This window comes from Sphingomonas sp. (assembly GCF_045810705.1).
Taxonomy (GTDB): domain Bacteria; phylum Pseudomonadota; class Alphaproteobacteria; order Sphingomonadales; family Sphingomonadaceae; genus Sphingomicrobium.
In genome coordinates this window covers 114,538-132,062 of sequence record NZ_JBJMVI010000020.1, presented here as the reverse complement: position 1 = coordinate 132,062, position 17,525 = coordinate 114,538, and the positions used below count along the sequence as shown (strand labels likewise).

General features: G+C 63.2%; 17 protein-coding genes and 1 tRNA gene. 13 read left to right on the top strand and 5 right to left on the bottom strand.

Annotated elements, in window-relative coordinates:
- The first annotated feature begins 17 nt into the window (after positions 1–17).
- The 5 genes from moaA to ACJ8FR_RS12515 all read left to right on the top strand — a co-directional run bounded on the left by moaA (position 18) and on the right by ACJ8FR_RS12515 (position 5,561).
- Complete coding sequence (gene moaA / locus ACJ8FR_RS12535; protein ID WP_407828969.1) at positions 18–1,007, top strand: GTP 3',8-cyclase MoaA; 990 nt, start codon at positions 18–20, stop codon at positions 1,005–1,007.
- A gap of 113 nt (positions 1,008–1,120) precedes the next feature.
- Positions 1,121–3,196, top strand: a complete 2,076-nt coding sequence (locus ACJ8FR_RS12530; protein ID WP_407828968.1) for a M13-type metalloendopeptidase — start codon at positions 1,121–1,123, stop codon at positions 3,194–3,196.
- 78 nt (positions 3,197–3,274) lie between these two features.
- A tRNA-Gly gene (locus ACJ8FR_RS12525) sits at positions 3,275–3,348 on the top strand.
- 13 nt (positions 3,349–3,361) lie between these two features.
- Entirely contained in the window at positions 3,362–4,354 is a 993-nt protein-coding gene (locus tag ACJ8FR_RS12520; RefSeq protein ID WP_407828967.1) for a class I SAM-dependent methyltransferase, read from the top strand.
- A 130-nt stretch (positions 4,355–4,484) separates the two neighbouring features.
- Positions 4,485–5,561, top strand: coding sequence for an EpsG family protein (locus tag ACJ8FR_RS12515; protein WP_407828966.1), 1,077 nt, complete (start codon positions 4,485–4,487; stop codon positions 5,559–5,561).
- Positions 5,562–5,615: 54 nt separating this feature from the next.
- Here ACJ8FR_RS12515 and ACJ8FR_RS12510 read toward each other — a convergent pair whose 3' ends face one another.
- Positions 5,616–6,743, bottom strand: a complete 1,128-nt coding sequence (locus tag ACJ8FR_RS12510; protein WP_407828965.1) for a glycosyltransferase family 4 protein — start codon at positions 6,741–6,743, stop codon at positions 5,616–5,618.
- Positions 6,744–6,806: 63 nt separating this feature from the next.
- Between ACJ8FR_RS12510 and ACJ8FR_RS12505 the strand changes: the two genes are divergently transcribed.
- The gene (locus ACJ8FR_RS12505) at positions 6,807–8,213 is read left to right on the top strand and encodes a hypothetical protein (protein ID WP_407828964.1); all 1,407 of its coding nucleotides are present in this window, start codon (positions 6,807–6,809) and stop codon (positions 8,211–8,213) included.
- A gap of 93 nt (positions 8,214–8,306) precedes the next feature.
- Entirely contained in the window at positions 8,307–9,674 is a 1,368-nt protein-coding gene (locus ACJ8FR_RS12500) for an oligosaccharide flippase family protein (RefSeq protein ID WP_407828963.1), read from the top strand.
- Positions 9,675–9,742: 68 nt separating this feature from the next.
- Here the strand turns inward: ACJ8FR_RS12500 and ACJ8FR_RS12495 are convergent, their stop codons facing one another.
- The gene (locus ACJ8FR_RS12495; RefSeq protein WP_407828962.1) at positions 9,743–10,615 is read right to left on the bottom strand and encodes a hypothetical protein; all 873 of its coding nucleotides are present in this window, start codon (positions 10,613–10,615) and stop codon (positions 9,743–9,745) included.
- A gap of 82 nt (positions 10,616–10,697) precedes the next feature.
- Positions 10,698–11,516: a class I SAM-dependent methyltransferase gene (locus ACJ8FR_RS12490; RefSeq protein ID WP_407828961.1), complete on the bottom strand. Its 819-nt coding sequence runs from the start codon at positions 11,514–11,516 to the stop codon at positions 10,698–10,700.
- A 218-nt stretch (positions 11,517–11,734) separates the two neighbouring features.
- Here ACJ8FR_RS12490 and asnB point away from each other — a divergent pair, with 218 nt between their 5' ends.
- The 3 genes from asnB (at position 11,735) to ACJ8FR_RS12475 (ending at position 14,762) form a co-directional block, all read left to right on the top strand.
- A complete protein-coding gene (gene asnB / locus ACJ8FR_RS12485) occupies positions 11,735–13,762 on the top strand; it encodes an asparagine synthase (glutamine-hydrolyzing) (protein ID WP_407828960.1) in 2,028 nt (675 codons plus the stop codon).
- 172 nt (positions 13,763–13,934) lie between these two features.
- Positions 13,935–14,312: a hypothetical protein gene (locus tag ACJ8FR_RS12480; RefSeq protein ID WP_407828959.1), complete on the top strand. Its 378-nt coding sequence runs from the start codon at positions 13,935–13,937 to the stop codon at positions 14,310–14,312.
- 45 nt (positions 14,313–14,357) lie between these two features.
- Positions 14,358–14,762, top strand: a complete 405-nt coding sequence (locus ACJ8FR_RS12475) for a hypothetical protein (protein WP_407828958.1) — start codon at positions 14,358–14,360, stop codon at positions 14,760–14,762.
- A 21-nt stretch (positions 14,763–14,783) separates the two neighbouring features.
- Here the strand turns inward: ACJ8FR_RS12475 and surE are convergent, their stop codons facing one another.
- Positions 14,784–15,575 (bottom strand): 5'/3'-nucleotidase SurE, encoded by a 792-nt coding sequence (gene surE, locus ACJ8FR_RS12470; RefSeq protein WP_407828957.1) that lies wholly within the window; start codon positions 15,573–15,575, stop codon positions 14,784–14,786.
- A 395-nt stretch (positions 15,576–15,970) separates the two neighbouring features.
- Here surE and dksA point away from each other — a divergent pair, with 395 nt between their 5' ends.
- Positions 15,971–16,336 (top strand): RNA polymerase-binding protein DksA, encoded by a 366-nt coding sequence (gene dksA / locus ACJ8FR_RS12465; protein WP_407829119.1) that lies wholly within the window; start codon positions 15,971–15,973, stop codon positions 16,334–16,336.
- A gap of 70 nt (positions 16,337–16,406) precedes the next feature.
- Here dksA and ACJ8FR_RS12460 read toward each other — a convergent pair whose 3' ends face one another.
- Positions 16,407–16,571 carry a YdcH family protein gene (locus tag ACJ8FR_RS12460; protein WP_407828956.1) on the bottom strand — a complete coding sequence of 55 codons (165 nt, stop codon included), beginning with the start codon at positions 16,569–16,571 and terminating at the stop codon, positions 16,407–16,409.
- Positions 16,572–16,731: 160 nt separating this feature from the next.
- Between ACJ8FR_RS12460 and ACJ8FR_RS12455 the strand changes: the two genes are divergently transcribed.
- Together ACJ8FR_RS12455 and ACJ8FR_RS12450 are read left to right on the top strand one after the other, a co-directional pair.
- The gene (locus tag ACJ8FR_RS12455) at positions 16,732–16,929 is read left to right on the top strand and encodes a YdcH family protein (protein WP_407828955.1); all 198 of its coding nucleotides are present in this window, start codon (positions 16,732–16,734) and stop codon (positions 16,927–16,929) included.
- Between the two features lie 79 nt (positions 16,930–17,008).
- Positions 17,009–17,518 carry a DUF1465 family protein gene (locus tag ACJ8FR_RS12450; protein WP_407828954.1) on the top strand — a complete coding sequence of 170 codons (510 nt, stop codon included), beginning with the start codon at positions 17,009–17,011 and terminating at the stop codon, positions 17,516–17,518.
- Positions 17,519–17,525 lie beyond the last annotated feature (7 nt).

Here is a 17,525-nt window from a genome sequence, read left to right as displayed (position 1 = left end):
CGCTATACAAAGCGGGTATGTTAGATTTTCTAGTCGACGGATTCGGACGGCGGATCAGCTACGTCCGGCTGTCGGTCACCGACCGCTGCGACTTCCGCTGCCGTTATTGCATGGGCGAGGAAATGACCTTCCTGCCGAGCGAGCAGCTGCTGAGCTTTGGCGAGATCGAGACGCTGGTCGACCTGCTGGTCGGGCGCGGCGTCACCAAGCTCAGGCTGACGGGCGGCGAACCGTTGGTCCGTCGCGGAATCCTCGACCTCGTGGCGCGCCTCGGCCGGCGGATAGGGCGCGGGCTCGAAGAGTTGACGCTGACCACTAACGGGAGCCAGCTCGCCGGCGCGGCGGAACGGCTGTTCGCGAGCGGCGTGCGGCGGGTGAACGTCAGCCTCGACAGCCTCGATGCGGGAAAGTTCGCGCACATTACGCGGCGCGGACGGCTCGACCGGGTGCTCGCGGGGATCGCGGCGGCCAAGGCGGCGGGGCTGCGCGTCAAGATCAACATGGTCGCGCTCAAGGGGCTCAACGAGGACGCGATCGAGCCGATGCTGCGGTGGTGCGCGGGCGAGGGCTTCGATTTGACGCTGATCGAGACCATGCCGCTCGGTGAGGTGGAGGAGGAGCGGACCGCACATTATCTGCCGCTCGATCGGGTCAAGGAGGAGTTGGAAACGCGCTACAGGCTGGTGCCGTCGCTCGCGCGGAGCGGAGGGCCGGCGCGCTATTTCGACATTGCTGAGCTGGGCGTCAGGCTCGGGCTGATCACCCCGATCAGCGACAATTTCTGCGCCGGCTGCAACCGCATCCGGGTGACGGCGACGGGGACGGTTTACGGCTGCCTCGGCCACGACCAGAAGGTCGAGCTCAGGGGCTTGCTGCGAACAGGCGACGTCGGCGGTGCGGAAGCCGCGCTCGATATGCTGATCGCCGGCAAACCGCAGCGCCACCGCTTCGACATCGCGGCGGCGACGCCGGCGGTCGAGCGTCACATGTCCGTCACGGGCGGGTGAGGGCGGCGCAAGGCGACAAATTGGACACCCCCAGATGAGCGAAACTGGCTATTGAGCGAAAGCCACGATCGGATTTTACTTGGAGCCTCACATCCACCAGGGAACGAGGTCCGATGTTCCAGCGTAGCGCCGCGATCCTTAGCCTCCTTTTCGTCCTGAATTCCCCGGCCGTCGCGCAAGCGCCGGCGCCGCGCTCCGCCCCGATGCATGGCGCCTGGGGTATCGACCTATCGGACCAGGACCGGGCGGTTCGTCCGGGCGACGATTTCGCCATGTACCAGAACGGCGGCTGGTTCAGGCGCACTGAGCTCAAGCCGGGTCAGGCTGTTTCGGCCTACTGGCGTGACGTCAGGGTGGAAGGCACGACCCGGATCGACGACATGATGGCCACCCTCGACAACGGGAGCGCGGCCAATCAGGACCGCGTCGAGGCGCTGCTTGCGGCCTTTCATCGCTCGGCCGATGAGCAGGTCGTCAACGGCAAGGGGTTGGCGCCGCTCCGGCCGGCGCTGGATGCGATCCGCTCCGCCAAGGACAAAAGGCAGTTCGCCCGACTGATGGGCGCGATCGAAGGCCCCGGCACCCTGCGCTACGTCCAGTCGCGGCTGATTCCCGGACGCAGCTTCTATGGCGTGAATATCGTCCAGGATCAGATCGATCCTGCGCATTATGCGATCTACATCAATCAGGCCGGACTGATCCTGCCGGGGCGGGAATATTATCTCGATCCGGCCTTCAAGGATTTGAAGGCGACCTACCAGGCGGCGATGGCCAAGATGCTGCGCCACATCGGTTGGGCCGATCCGGACCGCAAGGCCGAGCAGGTCGTCGCGCTTGAAACCCGGATTGCGACTGCAAGCTCGACGCATGAAGAGCTGCGCAACAGCGCTAATACCTATCATCGTGTGACGCTGGCGCAGCTTCGCCGCCAGGCGCCGGGAGTCGATTGGCAAGCCTTCTTCAGGGGCGCCGAACTGCCAAGCGACGCGCGCATTGCGGTCGACGTTCCGCAGGCCATCGGCGGGATCGCGAAGATCTATGCCAAGGCGCCGCTCGACGTGCTCCAGGCCAAGGAAGCGTTCGGCGCGGCGATCGTCAATGCGGTCCGTCTCGATGCGCCGACCTACCAGATCTACAAGGACTTCGCGGATACGGTCCTGCCCGGAATCCTCGCCAGTCCGACCTACAAGCTCGAAATCACCAATTTGATCGAGGACAGCGTCGGCGACGCGATCAGCGCAGCATATGTGAAGCGCTATTTCTCGCCCGAGGTGAAGACCAAGGTGCTCGCCATGTCGCTGTTGATGAAGGACGCGCTCGACCGGCGCGTGCTCCACAGCTCATGGCTCAGCCCCGAAGGGAAGAGCCTCGCTCACGCCAAGGTCTCCGCGATGGAGATTTCCGTTGGCTACCCCGTTCGGCTCGACGATTACCGGGGACTGGTGATCAAGGACGACGACCTGTTTGGCAATGCGTCTCGGGCCGCCGCATACAGGTGGCGTAAGCAGGTCGCGTTGCTGAAGGGACCGGTCGATCGCTCAAAATGGTCGCTGGTGCCTTTCTATGCGCAGATCCCCGCTTATACTCCGACCACCAACTCGCTGATCATTCCCGCGGCGATGCTGGTGCCGCCATTCTTCGACATCAACGCCGATGACGCCGTCAATTACGGCGCGATCGGGACGATCATCGGCTCCCAGATTGCTGGCGCGGTGACGATGCCCGGCATCGACTATGATGGGTCGGGCCGCCTCGGACCGTGGCTGCCGGCCGCCGATCGCGCTCATTTCGACAGTGCTCGGAAGAAGATCAGCGCGCTCTATTCGCGCGAGGAACCGCTGCCTGGACTGCGTCTGAAGGGCGATGTGCTCATCAACGAATCGATGCCGGATATCCTGGGCACGCAGATTGCCCTCGACGCCTATCATGCGTCGTTGAACGGGGCCGACGCGCCGGTGCTTGATGGCTTGACTGGAGACCAGCGCTTCTTCCTCGGCCGCGCCCAATCGTGGCGCGCCAAATTCTCGCCGACCGTGCTACGCAATCAGATTGCCACCGGGTCCAATACGCCGCCCTATTTCCGCCTCAACGGTCCTCTGCCCAACGTCGATGAGTGGTATGGGGCGTTTGGGGTCCAGCCGAGCGACAAGCTCTACCTGCCGCCGGAGGAGCGCGTTCGGATCTGGTAATTCCGATTGTGCTCCGGCCAACGCCGGCGCTGGCCGTTGACTCGCGCCGATCGAAAATCCACATCGACGCCGCCCCGAGCGGGTATGATGTAATGGTAGCCTGTCAGCTTCCCAAGCTGAACGCGCGGGTTCGATTCCCGCTACCCGCTCCAGCCTGAGGCCGCATTGAGCGTTGCGATCATCAATCCTGCAACGGATAAGCCGCTGTCGCGCGACGGGGACTGGCTGTCCGACGAAGACGGCCAGCGCTTCCCGATTGTCGGCGGCGTCCCGCGCGTCTGCGAAGCGGACAATTACACCAGCAATTTCGGCAAACAGTGGAACATGTTCCGCGAGACACAGCTCGATCCGCCTGGCTCAGAGCCGGGGGTGAGCGAACGCCGCTTCTTCGCTGAAACGGCGTGGGACCCGTCGGCGCTCGCCGGGCTCGATGTGCTCGAAGTTGGTTCCGGCGCGGGGCGTTTCAGCCAGGTCGTGCTCCAGCGAACGCGGGCCAACCTCTATTCGGTCGACTATTCGTCCGCGGTCGAAGCCAATTTCGAAAACAACGGCGCGATCGCGCCCGGACGTTTCCATTTGTTCCAGGCCAGCGTCTACGACATGCCGTTCCCGGACAATTCGTTCGACAAGGTGTTCTGCCTCGGCGTGTTGCAGCACACGCCCGATTTCGACGACTCGGTCCGAAGTCTCGTCCAGAAGGCCAAGCCCGGCGGCGAAATCGTCGTCGACTTTTATTGCCTCCGCGGGTTCTGGACCAAGATCACGGGCAAATATCTGCTCCGGCCGTGGACTCGGCGAATGGACCAGCAGCGGCTCTATCGCCTGGTCGAGAAGAACGCGGGCTGGATGATGCATCTTTCGCAGGCCATGAACGGCGCCGGGCTCCACGCACTGACCCGCTTTCTCCCGATCCCCGACCTTGCGACGATGCCCAAGGGCCTGACGCCCGGACAGCTGCACGAATGGGTCGTGCTCGACACCTTCGACATGCTTTCGCCCGAATATGACAACCCGCAGCGGATCGGCACGGTTGCCCGGATGTTCGAGCGGAGCGGTGCGGACGTGAGCTTCGCCGGCTTTATCGACAACGGGACAGGCAGAGCGGCCGTCGTGCGCGCGACCAAGCGCGACCGATGCGTTCCGCATTCTGTGGGCTGACCTTCCATGTCTCGCCCAAGCCGCGATCTCGATGACGTTCAAGGCGCCGGGTCGACTTGCGGGCCAGCCGCCCCCATAGACCGCGCCTGCTACCCGGTTAGCGATAGCCTCGAGTAGGGCGAAATCAGTCGTGTTTCCTTATCTTGCGATGCTTGCCGTACCCGCATGCCTCACCCTGTCGGGCGTTCGCAGAGCCGGAATCGTGCTGCTGCTGGTCGCTGCGTTCTACTGGTTGATGGTCGGCTTCCGGTTCCACGTCGGCATGGACTGGAACAATTATATTTACATCTACGACGCGAGGAAGGCTGAGACCTTCGCGCAGGTACTGACTGCTCGAGAACCGGGCTACGGCTTTTTGAGCTGGGTGGCGGCGAGGTCCGGCTTGGGGGTCCTGTTCCTCAACGCCGCGTCAGCCCTGGTTTTTTGTTGGGGCCTCTTCGCGGTCGCCAGGCGCTGTCCGGACCCTTTGCTCGCAATTGTCGTTGCGACTCCCCTGCTTGTGGTCGCCTTCGCGATGAGCGGCACGCGCCAGGCGATCGCCACCGGCCTCATCTACTATTTATTCGCCACTTGGGAGAAGCGGCAAACTGCCTCGAGGGTGCTGATGGTCGCCCTAGCGTCGCTGTTTCATTTCAGCGCCATATTCATCGGCATCTTCGTCGCTTTGGGGGTCAAGGCGCCCGTGCCCGTCAGGGTCTTTGGGGTGGTTGTGGTTGGGCTGATCTTCCTTGTCGCGGTCAGGATGGCCCCTGTATCGATGGACGCCTATTCGCGGCTCTATGTCGGCGCTCAAAGCAAACTGAGCGCTCCGGGCGCCATCGCCCAGGTCGCACCGCTCGCCCTTGCCGGCGTCATTTATCTTGCCTTGCGGGAGCGCTGGACCGCGCTTTTCGGCGATGACCAACTCATGCGGAGCCTGGCGTGGGGAGCGCTCATCGATCTGCCGGTGATCTTGATCTCGTCTGTCGGCGCGTATCGCTTCGGTCTCTATTTCTGGCCGTTGGCGATGTACGTCTATTCCGGGCTGCCGTCGCTTAGTCCTTCGGCGACGGGGCGTGCCTTCCTCCGGCTCAGCTTCGTCGTCATCTCTTTCGCATTGCTGATCGGTTGGCTCATGTTTGCCAATAACAGCTGGCCCTGGCTGCCCTACGAGAATTGGCTTCTCCAGCCCGGGGGCGCCGGGCTTCTACGTCCCGCCACGCGCTAGATGGGATGCGCCGAAACGCGTGAATCAAGAGATCGAGGCGAAACCGCCCGCACTCTATCGCTCAGTGCCAGCGGCTATCTTGGCGCGATTACGCAAGACCGAGTGAACCGCGGTCGCAAACCGCGCAGCGGACAACTGAGCCGAGAACTTGTCTCCGATCGTTTGGCGAGCGGCTAGCCCGAGTTTTGCTCGGAGTTTCGCGGATGCCTGCAGGGCCAATAAGCGGTCGACCCAATCTTCGGTGGTCGCCGCGAGGAACCCATTCACGCCGTCCGACACGACCTCCACATTCGCGCCGACGGGAGAAACGATGACGGGCCGGCCCGTCGCCATATATTGCAGCGCCTTCATTGCGCACTTGCCGCGGCTGATCTCGTCGTCTGGCAACGGCATGATTCCGACATGACACGAACCGACTTCTTCGGCTTCTCCGTCGGCGGACCAGGGCACGAACCGGTTCTCCGCTCCGGCGATCGGCCGATCCGGGGGGCGGCTGCAAATCACTTTGACCACGAGGGGAACCAGCTTGGCGAGCCGTTCCAGCGCCCCCCGAGCAAGTTCAAAGTGAATCAGCGTGGTCGCCGAACCGGTCCAGCAAACGATGAACTTGCCGGTTTCGGAAGGTTCCGGGACAAGCGGGTAGTTCGACAGCTCGATGCTCGTCGGAACGATGAAAGTGTGGGGATTCCTCGCCATCGCATAGTCGGCCAGAAAGCTGTTGCCCGCCGTACACGCGTCGGCGATCCGGCAGATCGTCGACGTTTTTGCGAAGCAGTGGAGTCGAGAAAGTGACCCGTGGGGCATGGCCTGCGATGCCGACCAGATCGCATCATCGAAATCATAGATGAGAGGAATGCCCGTGCGGGCGAGCAACCGCTCATAGATGGCCGGTCCAACAAGTGCGGCTTCACGGTGAATCACGACGGCGTCATAGTGACGCGAGCGCTCGAGCACTGACGCACGCCGCAAATAATCGCGAAAAACGAACAATGCCTTCGTCGCGGTGCGCCCGGGCTGCGCCAGCAGGGAAGCAAACCTGGGAGATTCGAATGGCGCAAAGTCCAGCGTCAGGCCGTGATCGGCCTCAAGATATGGAGCCCATTGCTCAAGCCTGTAACGTTGGCTCGGAGACATCCCCATGGGCTTGCTCGCGAGCACCAACAATCGATACGCACCAGGCATCAATTCGCGCCAAAACGACTTCGCATTGCGGTTCGACTATACGAGGCTTACGAATTGGTGCCAGTGGACGCCGCCAGCTGGCAGGCCGTCTCCCGCAACTCGGAGGGGGTCATGCCAAAATTTATCCGTAGGGAAGCTATCGACCTGGTTCAGCGGATCTCGTCGGATCGGCGAATCTTGATTTTGGCGTGGCTGATTATCGCGGCGGAAGCCGCCTTTGCGATGTACCATTTCCGGCCTTGGGAGATTGGCGACAGCGAACATTATCTGCTGCTTGCACAGAACCTGGACCAAGGGCGATACGGCACGGTCACCGCTGCGGGATTCGAGCCGGACGCACTTAGACCGCCCGGCTACCCCATCATTTTATGGTTGCTGCTTCACCTCGTGGGTTTGCCGATTGTTGCTGTAGTAGCGCTTCAGCTGGTTGCTTTCTGTGCCGCGATATTTGCGATCCAAAGGGCCATGTTTCCTCGATCGGGCGGGGCGCTGTTCGTCTTGGTGACGGCGCTTTATCCGTTCCCGCTGCTCTATTCGGTTTACCTGCTGACCGAAGCCTGGGCGATCGCCGCAACGACGGCCGCGGCATTGCTGGTGGTTCGCCGTGATTGGCGACGATATGCGCTCGCGGGGATGGCCGCGGGCGCGGGCGCGCTGATCCGGACCGACCTTCTGCTGTTGCCGCTTCTGCTGGCCGCCATTCTATTCATCCGGGACAGGGGCGCAGGAGAAAGCTGGCTGTCCGCCGCAAAGCTCGCAATTCTTCCGCCGCTCGCGGCCGGGGCACTTCTGCTGCCTTATGCGATATGGAACGAGGTGAATTTCGGTCGATTGACACCGGTCCCCGTGGCGGGAGCGGTCGGCACCAGCCTGTATCTCTCGACATGGCAGGACCAGCTGGATTGGGACGATATCGATGCGCTCGAGCGCGGGCGCATCACCGGGCACATGGAAGAAATCGGCTTGGCGCCCGCGGTCCGCAAGCTCAACCACGAGATCGGCGCCCCGGAGAATATCCTCGCCTTCGATCCGCATGCCTACCCAACGGTGAAATTGCGGATTGCCGCGGGGCAAGCCTTCAAGCGAGCAGCAATTCAACGGATTTCCGCCGATCCGATGAACTATGCCGGTCATATCGTTCACAATCTCTGGGCGCTGTGGGTCACCAAGAGGTACAGCGGGCTTCCGACATCCGTTTCCGCGGGTCTGATGATTTCGTCATTCCTCGTGTTCTTGCTCGGGTTCGCCGGGATGGGCGTTTCCCTCGTGCGGCCGCGAACGGCGCCGCTTCCATGGCTGCTTGTGCCCGTCGCGCTCTATCCGTTCGCCATCCATCTTTGGCTGCATACCGAGGCGAGATATACCGCGGCCACCAGACCCCTCCTGATCATGTTTGCCGCAGGGTTCGTCATTTGGCTCGCGCGCCCCGCAAACCGGGAACATGGCGCACCCCAAGGATTCTCGCACTGACTCGGTCTTGCAGACTGTTCAACGTGCTGATCATGCTACGGCTGGAGCGCGCGATTCTAGTGCGGGTTGGCGAGGTTTGATCATGGCGCCGCGATGTTGAAACGTGCGCGATGGCCGGCGGACACTGCCCGGCTGGCCTTTGCCATTGCCTCCGAGCAGAGGGCTCTGCTCCGGTCTACCATATGGAGCCTCGTGCTTCGAATTCTTGGCATGCTGGCTACCTTCGCGTTCGGCGTGCAAGTTGCCAGGATCCTGGGGCCCGGGGGCTTCGGCACTTACGGGTTGGTGCTGGCTATTGCGCTTCTATTGAGCGTTGTTGCGCAATTTGGATTACATACCGTTGGAACAAGGGAGATATCGATCGCTCTCGCGAACCAGCGATGGCGTGAGCTCCGCGGGTATGTTTACGCGTTCTTCAATCTTGTCCTCTGTTTTTCTTTGGCCCTGGCTGCACTTTGGGGACTCATCTGCATTTCGTTTCCGGGGCTTTTAGGTCCAGTGAGTCCGAACCTGGCGGGGACTATGCTCGTCCCCCTGTTTGCATTGACAGTATTTGTCAGCGCGGCGCTCCGCGCGCTCGACCACATCGTCATTGGTCAGTCGCTTGAGACATTTGTCCGTCCGATATTGACCGTCGTGCTTCTCTGCGGCGTTCTTATCGCGGGAGTGGCCCTCACACCCGCATTCGCAGTTGCTATCATGGTGGTCGCGGCAGCGATCGCGCTGATCCTGGGAATTGTCGGCCTTCGCAACGCGATCCCATCGCCCGCTAGACGGGGGACGAAATCATCGCCGCGTGGGTGGATTCGTCCAGCGTTTAGACTCACTGTAGTCGATCTCTTGAAGCAGGTTGATGCGACGTCCGGTCTGTTGCTGCTCGGCGCATTAAGTATAGATGCGGAAGTCGGCTATTTTCGTGTTGCTCTTTCCACGGTGATCTTAGTCTCGACGCCGATTTCGATTCTCAACGTGGTGCTCGCTCCATCACTAGCGAGATTCTACAGCAACAGAGACTTTGAGAAGCTGCAGCAGATCATGTTGTTGGCTTCGGTTGCGATGTTCCTGCCGTCAATTGCCGCGTTCTTTTTGATTGCGGCAGTGGGCAAGCCATTGATCGTATATTTATTCGGGGCGCAATATGCGGCTTCGTGGATTCCACTATTGTTATTGACGGCCGCGCAAGTCGTGAATGGTTTTTTTGGGGTGGGCTGGGTATTCTTGTCCATGTCCGGGGGCGAGCGAGCGCTAACGCGCGCGTACGGGTTTTCAGTGGCCGTCAGCGTAATGATCGCTGCACCGCTGGCCATGATTGCGGGAGCGATTGGAGTTTCGATTGCGTCGGTCGTCGGCGCGCTGGTTCAGAATCTGATATTGTGGCGCGCCGTTCGCACGCACTCAAATCTCGATAGCTCTGCAGCCGCCCTGTTTTGGCGCCCGCGATTTTCCAGCTCGCGCTCGTAGAGCGGTTGGCTTGCGTCCGGGTGCCTAGCAATGGAGAGCCGGCAGAGATGCGCGGGGCTTCATTGCGGCTATCCCGTTCCAAGGCGCCGGCAATAGTCTTCCTGCGTTTCCACCCTGAGCTCGCCGCGCTGCTGCATTTCCGCGACTTCTGAGAGGACCTTTTCCAGCACGTCGCTGGTGTCTGGGGCGGTGATGAGATTGTGCGGATGCATCCATAAATGCGCCACTCCGCCATCGCGAGCGGTCGTTCGCAAGAGGTTCGACCAGCGCGCCAAGGTCATGTCCTTGGGAATTCTGCGTCTCGCGCCAAACCGCCAGTTAAAGAAATAACCCGCCGGAATTGGGATCAGCGTCGTGTCCCCGCGATCTTCCGCCTGGGGCCTCGGGCGAGTGTTGAGCTCGGCCGCCAGCGACAGGGCTTTGCCGATCATGCCGGACGGCCTGCGCAAGCGCTCGCGATAGCCGAGATAGCGATACTCTTTGAGCGCCGCGAGGCTGCCGACCTCGTTCCGCGGGAAAACGAATGTCGACAGGTTGACCCGTTTCAGCTTGGCCGCCTGGTCGGCGGCGCCAAGCTCCGCTGCCGCTTCAGCAGGGGGAGTCATCGGACCGAGCGGACGATGACAAAAGCTGTGGCAGGCGATCTCCTGACCTTCCGATTTCCGGACCAAATCGAACGCGGTTGGCGAGTGCCAGCCTTCGGAACGCCGGCTCTCCATCGCTGCCCAATAGGGCTCGAGCCACGGATCGGCGTGGCCCTTGCGAGGCTTCAGGATTGAGTCGAACTGGCGGCGTTCGTCGGCCGACAAGGTGAAGGCCATGACAAATGCGAACGTTGCCCGAAGCCGATAGGAACCGAGCAGCTTGAGCAGCTGGTCGTAGGCATTCGCGATCGCATCGTCAGACAAAGCGTCGTGATAGGGCTGGAGGTGGTCCGCCATTCCCCACTTCCCCTCGCAGTCGAGCGACATGATGAATGTTGCGGTTTTCTCCAACACTGGGGTCCTTGCGCTTCGTGAGCCGCTACGAAGGCTTGGCGGAAGTCGGCGGGACTTGTCCGATGACGACGAGATGACCCGCGAACCGGCGGACTGTGCGGGATCGATGGACCCGGTCGTCCAGGGGTTCCAACGTGGATGCCGCCGCGGCGCCGACTCTGGTGCCCAGCTTATAGGCCATTCGGAGCGTGGCGAGCATGCGGCCTTCGGACCGAACTTGGGTGAAGCCGACGTCGCGGAACAGCTGTTCGGCCTGGCCGGGCGTGAAGAACAGGCAATAGGGGTTCGTCTCATTGAATTCCGAGCCCTTGAACAGCTGTCGCGCGCGGTGGAACAGGTAGAATCCATCGAGCGCCCAGCGGTTGACGAGGGTCGCGAGGATGAAACCGCCAGGACGCAGGACGCGATACGCCTCGCGCAAGGCGATCTCGACGTCGCTGCGGTGGAGGTAGCGCAGGACCTCGATCATGATGACGGCGTCGAATTGCCCGTCATCGAACGGCAATTCCGTCGCGACGCCTTTGATGAGGATCGCCTCGGGAACGTTTTCGCGCGCTGCTTCGAGCATGCCTGGCGCTGGTTCAACGCCGGTAGGTTTCAATCCAAGGCGGGCCGCGCGCTTCAGATGTTCGCCGGTGCCGCAGCCAACGTCGAGGATCGAGGCGTCTTTTGGCAGAGAGCGGAACAGATCATCCACCATCTGGTCGAGCTTGGAGCGGCCGTAGGTGAAGGCGGAGGCGAACCGGCTCTTCTCCAGGTCCGAATACCAGGACTGGAAATCGCGTGCCAACTGATGGTGGTGGCCAATGGCCACCTGCCTGATCTCCTTGTCACGAACCGACATCAATTGTCTCTCCATTCGACGATCCCAGAGAAGCCTTTTTGCGGCCTCGTTGAACAGAACCGGCCCTCAGATCATGATTATCGAAGCCGCCATCGTGGATTAAACCATGACCGCAGGGGCTTAGACAAAGCCCGCGGCGCGAACAAGAACGCCGGAGAGCCGGCGCCGCGGGCTTGAGCCCCTCCATTTCGGCGTCACATCCGCTATGGGCATGTCGCATGTGCGGAATCGCCGGGATCATCAGCAGGAACGGGCTCGACCGGGGTGTCCTCGAGGCGATGACCGTCGCCGTCGCCCATCGCGGCCCTGACGACGCTGGCCTGTGGGTCGACCCGGAAGCGGGTGTCGGCCTTGGCCACCGGCGGCTCGCGATCGTCGACCTCACCCCGGCCGGGCATCAGCCGATGCACTCGGCCAACGGACGGTTTGTGCTGACCTTCAACGGCGAGATTTATAACCATGCCGACCTCAGGGCCGAGCTGGAGGGCAGCGGGGCTGTGCCTGAGGGCGGCTGGCGCGGTCATTCGGACACCGAGGTGCTGCTGCAAGGGATCGTCACCTGGGGTCTCGCCGAGACGCTCCGGCGCAGCGCGGGGATGTATGCCTTCGCCTTTTGGGACCGCCGCGAACGGACGCTCAGCCTGGTCCGCGACCGGTTCGGCGAGAAACCGCTCTACTACGGCTGGGCGGGCCGCGACTTCGTCTTCGGCTCCGAGCTCAAGGCGTTGCGCGCCCATCCGAGGTTCGAAGGTGCGATCGATCGTCGGGCGCTGCGCCTGCTTGCTTCCCGGACGTACATCCCCGCGCCGCTGTCCATCTATGAAGGGGTGTTCAAGCTGGCGCCGGCGAGCATCCTGACGATCGACGCCGCGGCGGCGGCAGCACCGCTTCAGGCTCCGCCGGAGCCCGGGCGGGCCGGGGGTGTCAGCCTCGAATGTTACTGGTCGTACCGGGACGTGGTGCGCAGGGGCCTCGATCAGCCGATCGACAACGAAGATGAGACGCTGGAGGAGCTGGAGCGGACGCTCGCCACCGCCATCCAAGGCCAGTCTATGGCCGACGTGCCGGTCGGCGCCTTTCTGTCCGGCGGCATCGACAGCTCGACGATCTGTGCGCTGTATCAAAAATATTCGAGCGTGCCGGTCCGCACCTTCTCGATTGGCTTCGAGGAGGCAGGCTACAACGAAGCGCAGGACGCCAAGCGGGTGGCGGCACATCTCGGCACCGTCCACCACGAGCGCTACGTCACCGTGCGCGAGGCGCGCGAGGTCATCCCGCTGCTGCCCCAGATGTACGACGAGCCTTTCGCCGATTCATCGCAGATCCCGACGCACCTGGTCAGCCGCTTCGCGCGCGAGGAGGTGACGGTCGCCCTCACGGGAGACGGCGGGGACGAGCTCTTCGCCGGCTACAACCGTCATTTCGCCGCCCCGAGGCGATGGCGGCAGCTGCAGCGCGTCCCGCAAGCGTTGCGCGCGGTCACGGGCGCACCGCTCAGCCGCGTACCCTCACGCCTGTGGAGTAATGTCGCCCGTTTCGTGCCTGGCCGGCACCAGCCGCATATCGGCGGGAAGGTCCAGAAGGCATTGCGCGTGGCGGCTTCGGCCGGGAGCTTCGACGAGGTCTATGGCAGCTTCCTCGACGAATGGAGCCACGAGCGCTCGCCGGTCATCGGCGGCGACGGTGCCGATGCCGGGTTTGACCTGGAGTTGGGGCCGGACGCGCCGGATGCCGTGCGGATGATGTATTGCGATGCCGTGACCTACCTTCCCGACGACATCCTGGCGAAGGTGGATCGAGCGTCGATGGCCGTCGCGCTCGAAACGCGCGTCCCCTTCCTCGACCACCGGGTCGCCGAGCTGGCCGCGCGCATTTCGCTCGGGCTCAAGGTGCGTGATGGCGGCGGCAAGCACATCCTGCGCAAATTGCTTTACCGGCTCGTCCCGCGCGAGCTCGTCGAGCGGCCGAAAGCGGGCTTCGCGGTGCCCGTGGGCGAGTGGATCAAGGGCCCGCTTCGGCCCTGGGCCGAGGATTTGCTCGACCCCAATCTCATCCGTTCGCAGGGCTGGTTCGACGCGGACCTGGTGCAGGCTCGCTGGCGCCAGCATCTTTGCGGCCAGCGCGATTCAACGCCCGCGCTATGGGCGATTCTCATGTTCCAGAGCTGGCTCGCGGCGCAGTGTGGGGACGTGGCGGCCGATGCTGGCCCACCAGGAACCCGGGGCGCACGAGCGCTAAGCGCTTGAACCTGAACGTCTCTGTGGCGATCGGCTGGAGTGCTGCTGCAAGCTTGCAACACAGAGCAGGATTTTATTATCAAAATGGTGGCATGAAACTTTGCTATGGACTAAGTGTTTCGCAGTCGTGCGGGGTGTCACTTCCTCGCGGTGCCGGAGGAAAAAAATGGGCAGCCATAGGTTGAAGGGTATTCTGGGCGTTGTCGCCGCAGGTTCGTTGATGCTGAGCTCGACGGCCGCGATGGCATCGGCGCCGGCCCCCGTTCAGCAGGTCGATCCGTGGGCCGTACTGACCGCGATGAGTGGTGGTGCGCCGGCCGCCGCGATGTGCGGGGCGGCTGCAGCCGCCGCAGCCGCGCAGGCGCCGACCGGCTGCGTGCTTCCGGTTCTCGATGCCGCGCCGCCGCCTCCGCCGCAAACGGTTGAAGTGGTGCCGCCGCCGGCGGTTGTCGGGGGCGGGGGCATCAATCCGCTGTTCATCGCCTTGCTCGCGATCGCCGCGGGTGTCGGGATTTTCCTTGCCGTGAATGGCAGCGGGAGTGCGAATAGCCCGGCCTGACCGTTCGCGATCCAGGTTTCGGTCCGAAAAGAAGGAAGACGCGCCATGAAGAGTCGGTTTGTCGCACGGACACTGGTCGGGTTGACCGTTCTCGCCGCGCTTCCGGGTACGGCGTTCGCGCAGGCTTGGACGCCCGGCTCGGAAATTGTCGGACAGCCGATCCAGGTGACCACCAACGGCGTTACCAACACCGTGACTCTTGTCCCAGGCGGGCAGGCGACGATTACCACTGCGGGCGGGCGGGTCGTCAACGGCACCTGGACCGCAGCCAATGGACAGCTGTGCCTCGGCAATGGCGTAGCGCAGGAATGCGTGCCTTATGCCGGGCCGTTCCAGGCTGGAACACCAATGGCCGTGACCAGCTCATGCGGTGCGAGCGAGACCTGGCTCGCCTCGTCGACAAACGTTCCGCCGCCCACTCAAGGCCAAAGGGGCGAGCGCGGCCGCTGACCTGATCTCAGTTTCGGACAATCATTTCGCGGCCGTGCTCTCGGGCATGGCCGCGAATTGTTCATGGAGGGCGGCGAGCGAATGCTCGTGCGTCAGGTCGAGGTGGAGCGGGCTGACGGAAACATAGCCGTCCGCGACGGCCTCGAGGTCGGTCGAATGGCCGGGGGTTTCGACCATCGGACCCAACCCGAACCAATAATAATCATAACCCCGCGGGTCGGTGCGCTGGACGATGCGCAGGCGCCCATAGTCGCGCAGGCCCTGCCGGCAGACGCGGACGCCCTTCACCTCTTCGGGCCGCATCGCCGGGAAGTTGACGTTGATCAGCGTTCGCGGCTCGGTCTCGAAATCCAGGAGCGGCCCGAGCACCCGCGCCGCCCATGCCTCGGCCGCCGCGAAGGGCACCGTGTCGCCCATGCCCTCGCGTGAATAGGCCTGGCTGAGCGCGATCGAGCGCACGCCGGCGAGCGCGCCTTCCATAGCCGCCGACACGGTACCGGAATAAGTGACGTCCTCGGCAAGGTTGGCGCCGCGGTTGATGCCGGACAGGATCACGTCCGGCGGCGAATCCTTCATGACGTGCGCCAGCGCCAGCATGACGGCGTCGGTCGGGGTGCCCGTCACGGAGAATCGCCGCTCGTCGTGGCGCCTGAGGCGGACCGGCTTGGTCAGCGTCAGCGAATGGCCGGCGCCCGACTGTTCCTCGGCCGGCGCGACGACCCAGATGTCATCGCTGAACTGACGCGTAACCGATTCCAGCAGGCGCAGGCCGCGCGCGTTCACGCCGTCGTCGTTCGTAATCAGGATGCGCATGGCGAGGGCTATGGGCGAGGCGCCGTTCTGCTGCAACCGCGAACCTCCGCCAAAGGAATTGCGCCATATTCGCAACAGCTTGGCGATTTGTTCACTTGAACTGTGTCAGTTCTTGTTAAGGGTCAGGCGCCTAACTATAGCGCCAGGTGGGGATGGCAGGCTTTCCTGGGGTAAGTCCCGGTAGAGTCAGTCCAAATCGCCTCCGGCTGCACCGGTGGCCCGGCCGCAGCAGGTGGCGGCGTATGGGACGTCCGCGATCGGGAAATCGCGGGCATGTGCGGGGAGGGATATTGATGGCGACCGCTCTAGTCGACCTTTATGGCGGCGAAGACTTCGAACCGTTCGACAGGATCATCATTCCGGAGGCCTATCGGCCGTCGGAAAAGGAAGAATTCATGTGCGGGCGTCACCGCGCCTATTTCCTTCGCAAGCTGAAAGCGTGGAAGGAAGCGATCATCGAGGAATCGCGCGCAACCATGGCCCAGCTCCAGGTTGATTCGATGCGCGAGCCCGATCTTGCCGACCGCGCGTCGACTGAAACTGATTGGTCGATCGAGCTTCGCACCCGCGACCGGCAGCGCAAGCTCATCGCCAAGATCGATTGCGCGATCCGCCGGCTCTACGAGGGCGAATATGGCTATTGCGAAGTGACCGGCGAGCCGATCTCGCTCGGCCGTCTCGAGGCCCGTCCGATCGCGACCATGACGCTGGAGGCCCAGGAGTGCCACGAGCGCATCGAGAAGGTCTCGCGGGACGACTAAAGCGCGGGCGCCCTAGGCAACCCCGGCCCCGCGGCGACTTGCAAAGCCGCCGCGCCCGGATTTTCGATGGTCAGTGCGTCAGGTGGCCAGCCATCGCGTCCTTAAGTCGGAGTTTCTCTTTTTTGAGACGGTGGAGAAGGTCTTCGTCGGGGTGGGTTCGATGCTCTTCCTCGTCGATCAGGGCATGAAGAGCCGCATGCTTTGATTCGAGTTCCTCGACCGTTGCCTTGTCCATTGGCGGCGTTCCTTTCAGTCAGCGTGTCACCACCGCATAATAAATCACGAATCGGGCGCATTGTCTTGACCCTTCTCACGCTTCGGCGGCGCGCGGGTGCTGCTCGCCGTGAACAGCCGGCGGTTCCTGCGCATGGCCCGATGCGGTAGACTGGCGGCAGATGAACGATGACGATCCGGTGCAGCTGCTCGAAACGCTCAGGGCCGAGCACCGCAGGTTGGATGAGCAAATCCGCCTGCTCTCCTCCGAGCCGGTCGGCGATCAACTCGAGATTGCGCGGCTCAAGCGGCAGAAGCTGATGCTCAAGGACGAGATCCAGCGGCTGATGGATTCGAGCGTTCCGGACATCATCGCCTGACGCTTCGCGCGGCGTCCCGAACGGGGACACGGCGACGCGCTGGCCGGACCAACAGCCGGCTTGGGCGTTTCCAGAAACGATGAACGGTGGCAATCTGACGCTGATGGACGAATCGGACATGCTGCGCCCGCAGGTGCGGATCACCTCCCGCCTGATCGACTCGCTCTATACCGAGGCGATGCTGCTCGCCGACGAGGCCCGATCCTATTTCGACGACGCGGGCCGCGACCAGCGCTCGACCCTGGAGCCTTTTGCCCGCGTCGGCTTCGCCTGCGAATCGCTCAAGGTGACGACGCGGATCATGCATATCGTCGCATGGCTGCTGACCCAGCGGGCGATCGAGTCGGGCGAGATAGCTGGCCACGGCGGACGCCGGCCCGACCGCCGGCTCGGCAACGCGCAGGACAGCGACCCCGTGGTCATCGCGACCCTGCCGCCGTCCGCGCAGCGGCTGATCAACGCGAGCGCGGACCTTTATGCGCGTGTCCGCAGGCTCGACGAAGGTGGCCTCGAAGCGAACGTGCCGCAGAGCCCGGCGCGGGCGCTGATGGGCCGGCTCGAGCGTGGACTCGGCGGGCAGAGCGGCTAACAAGACG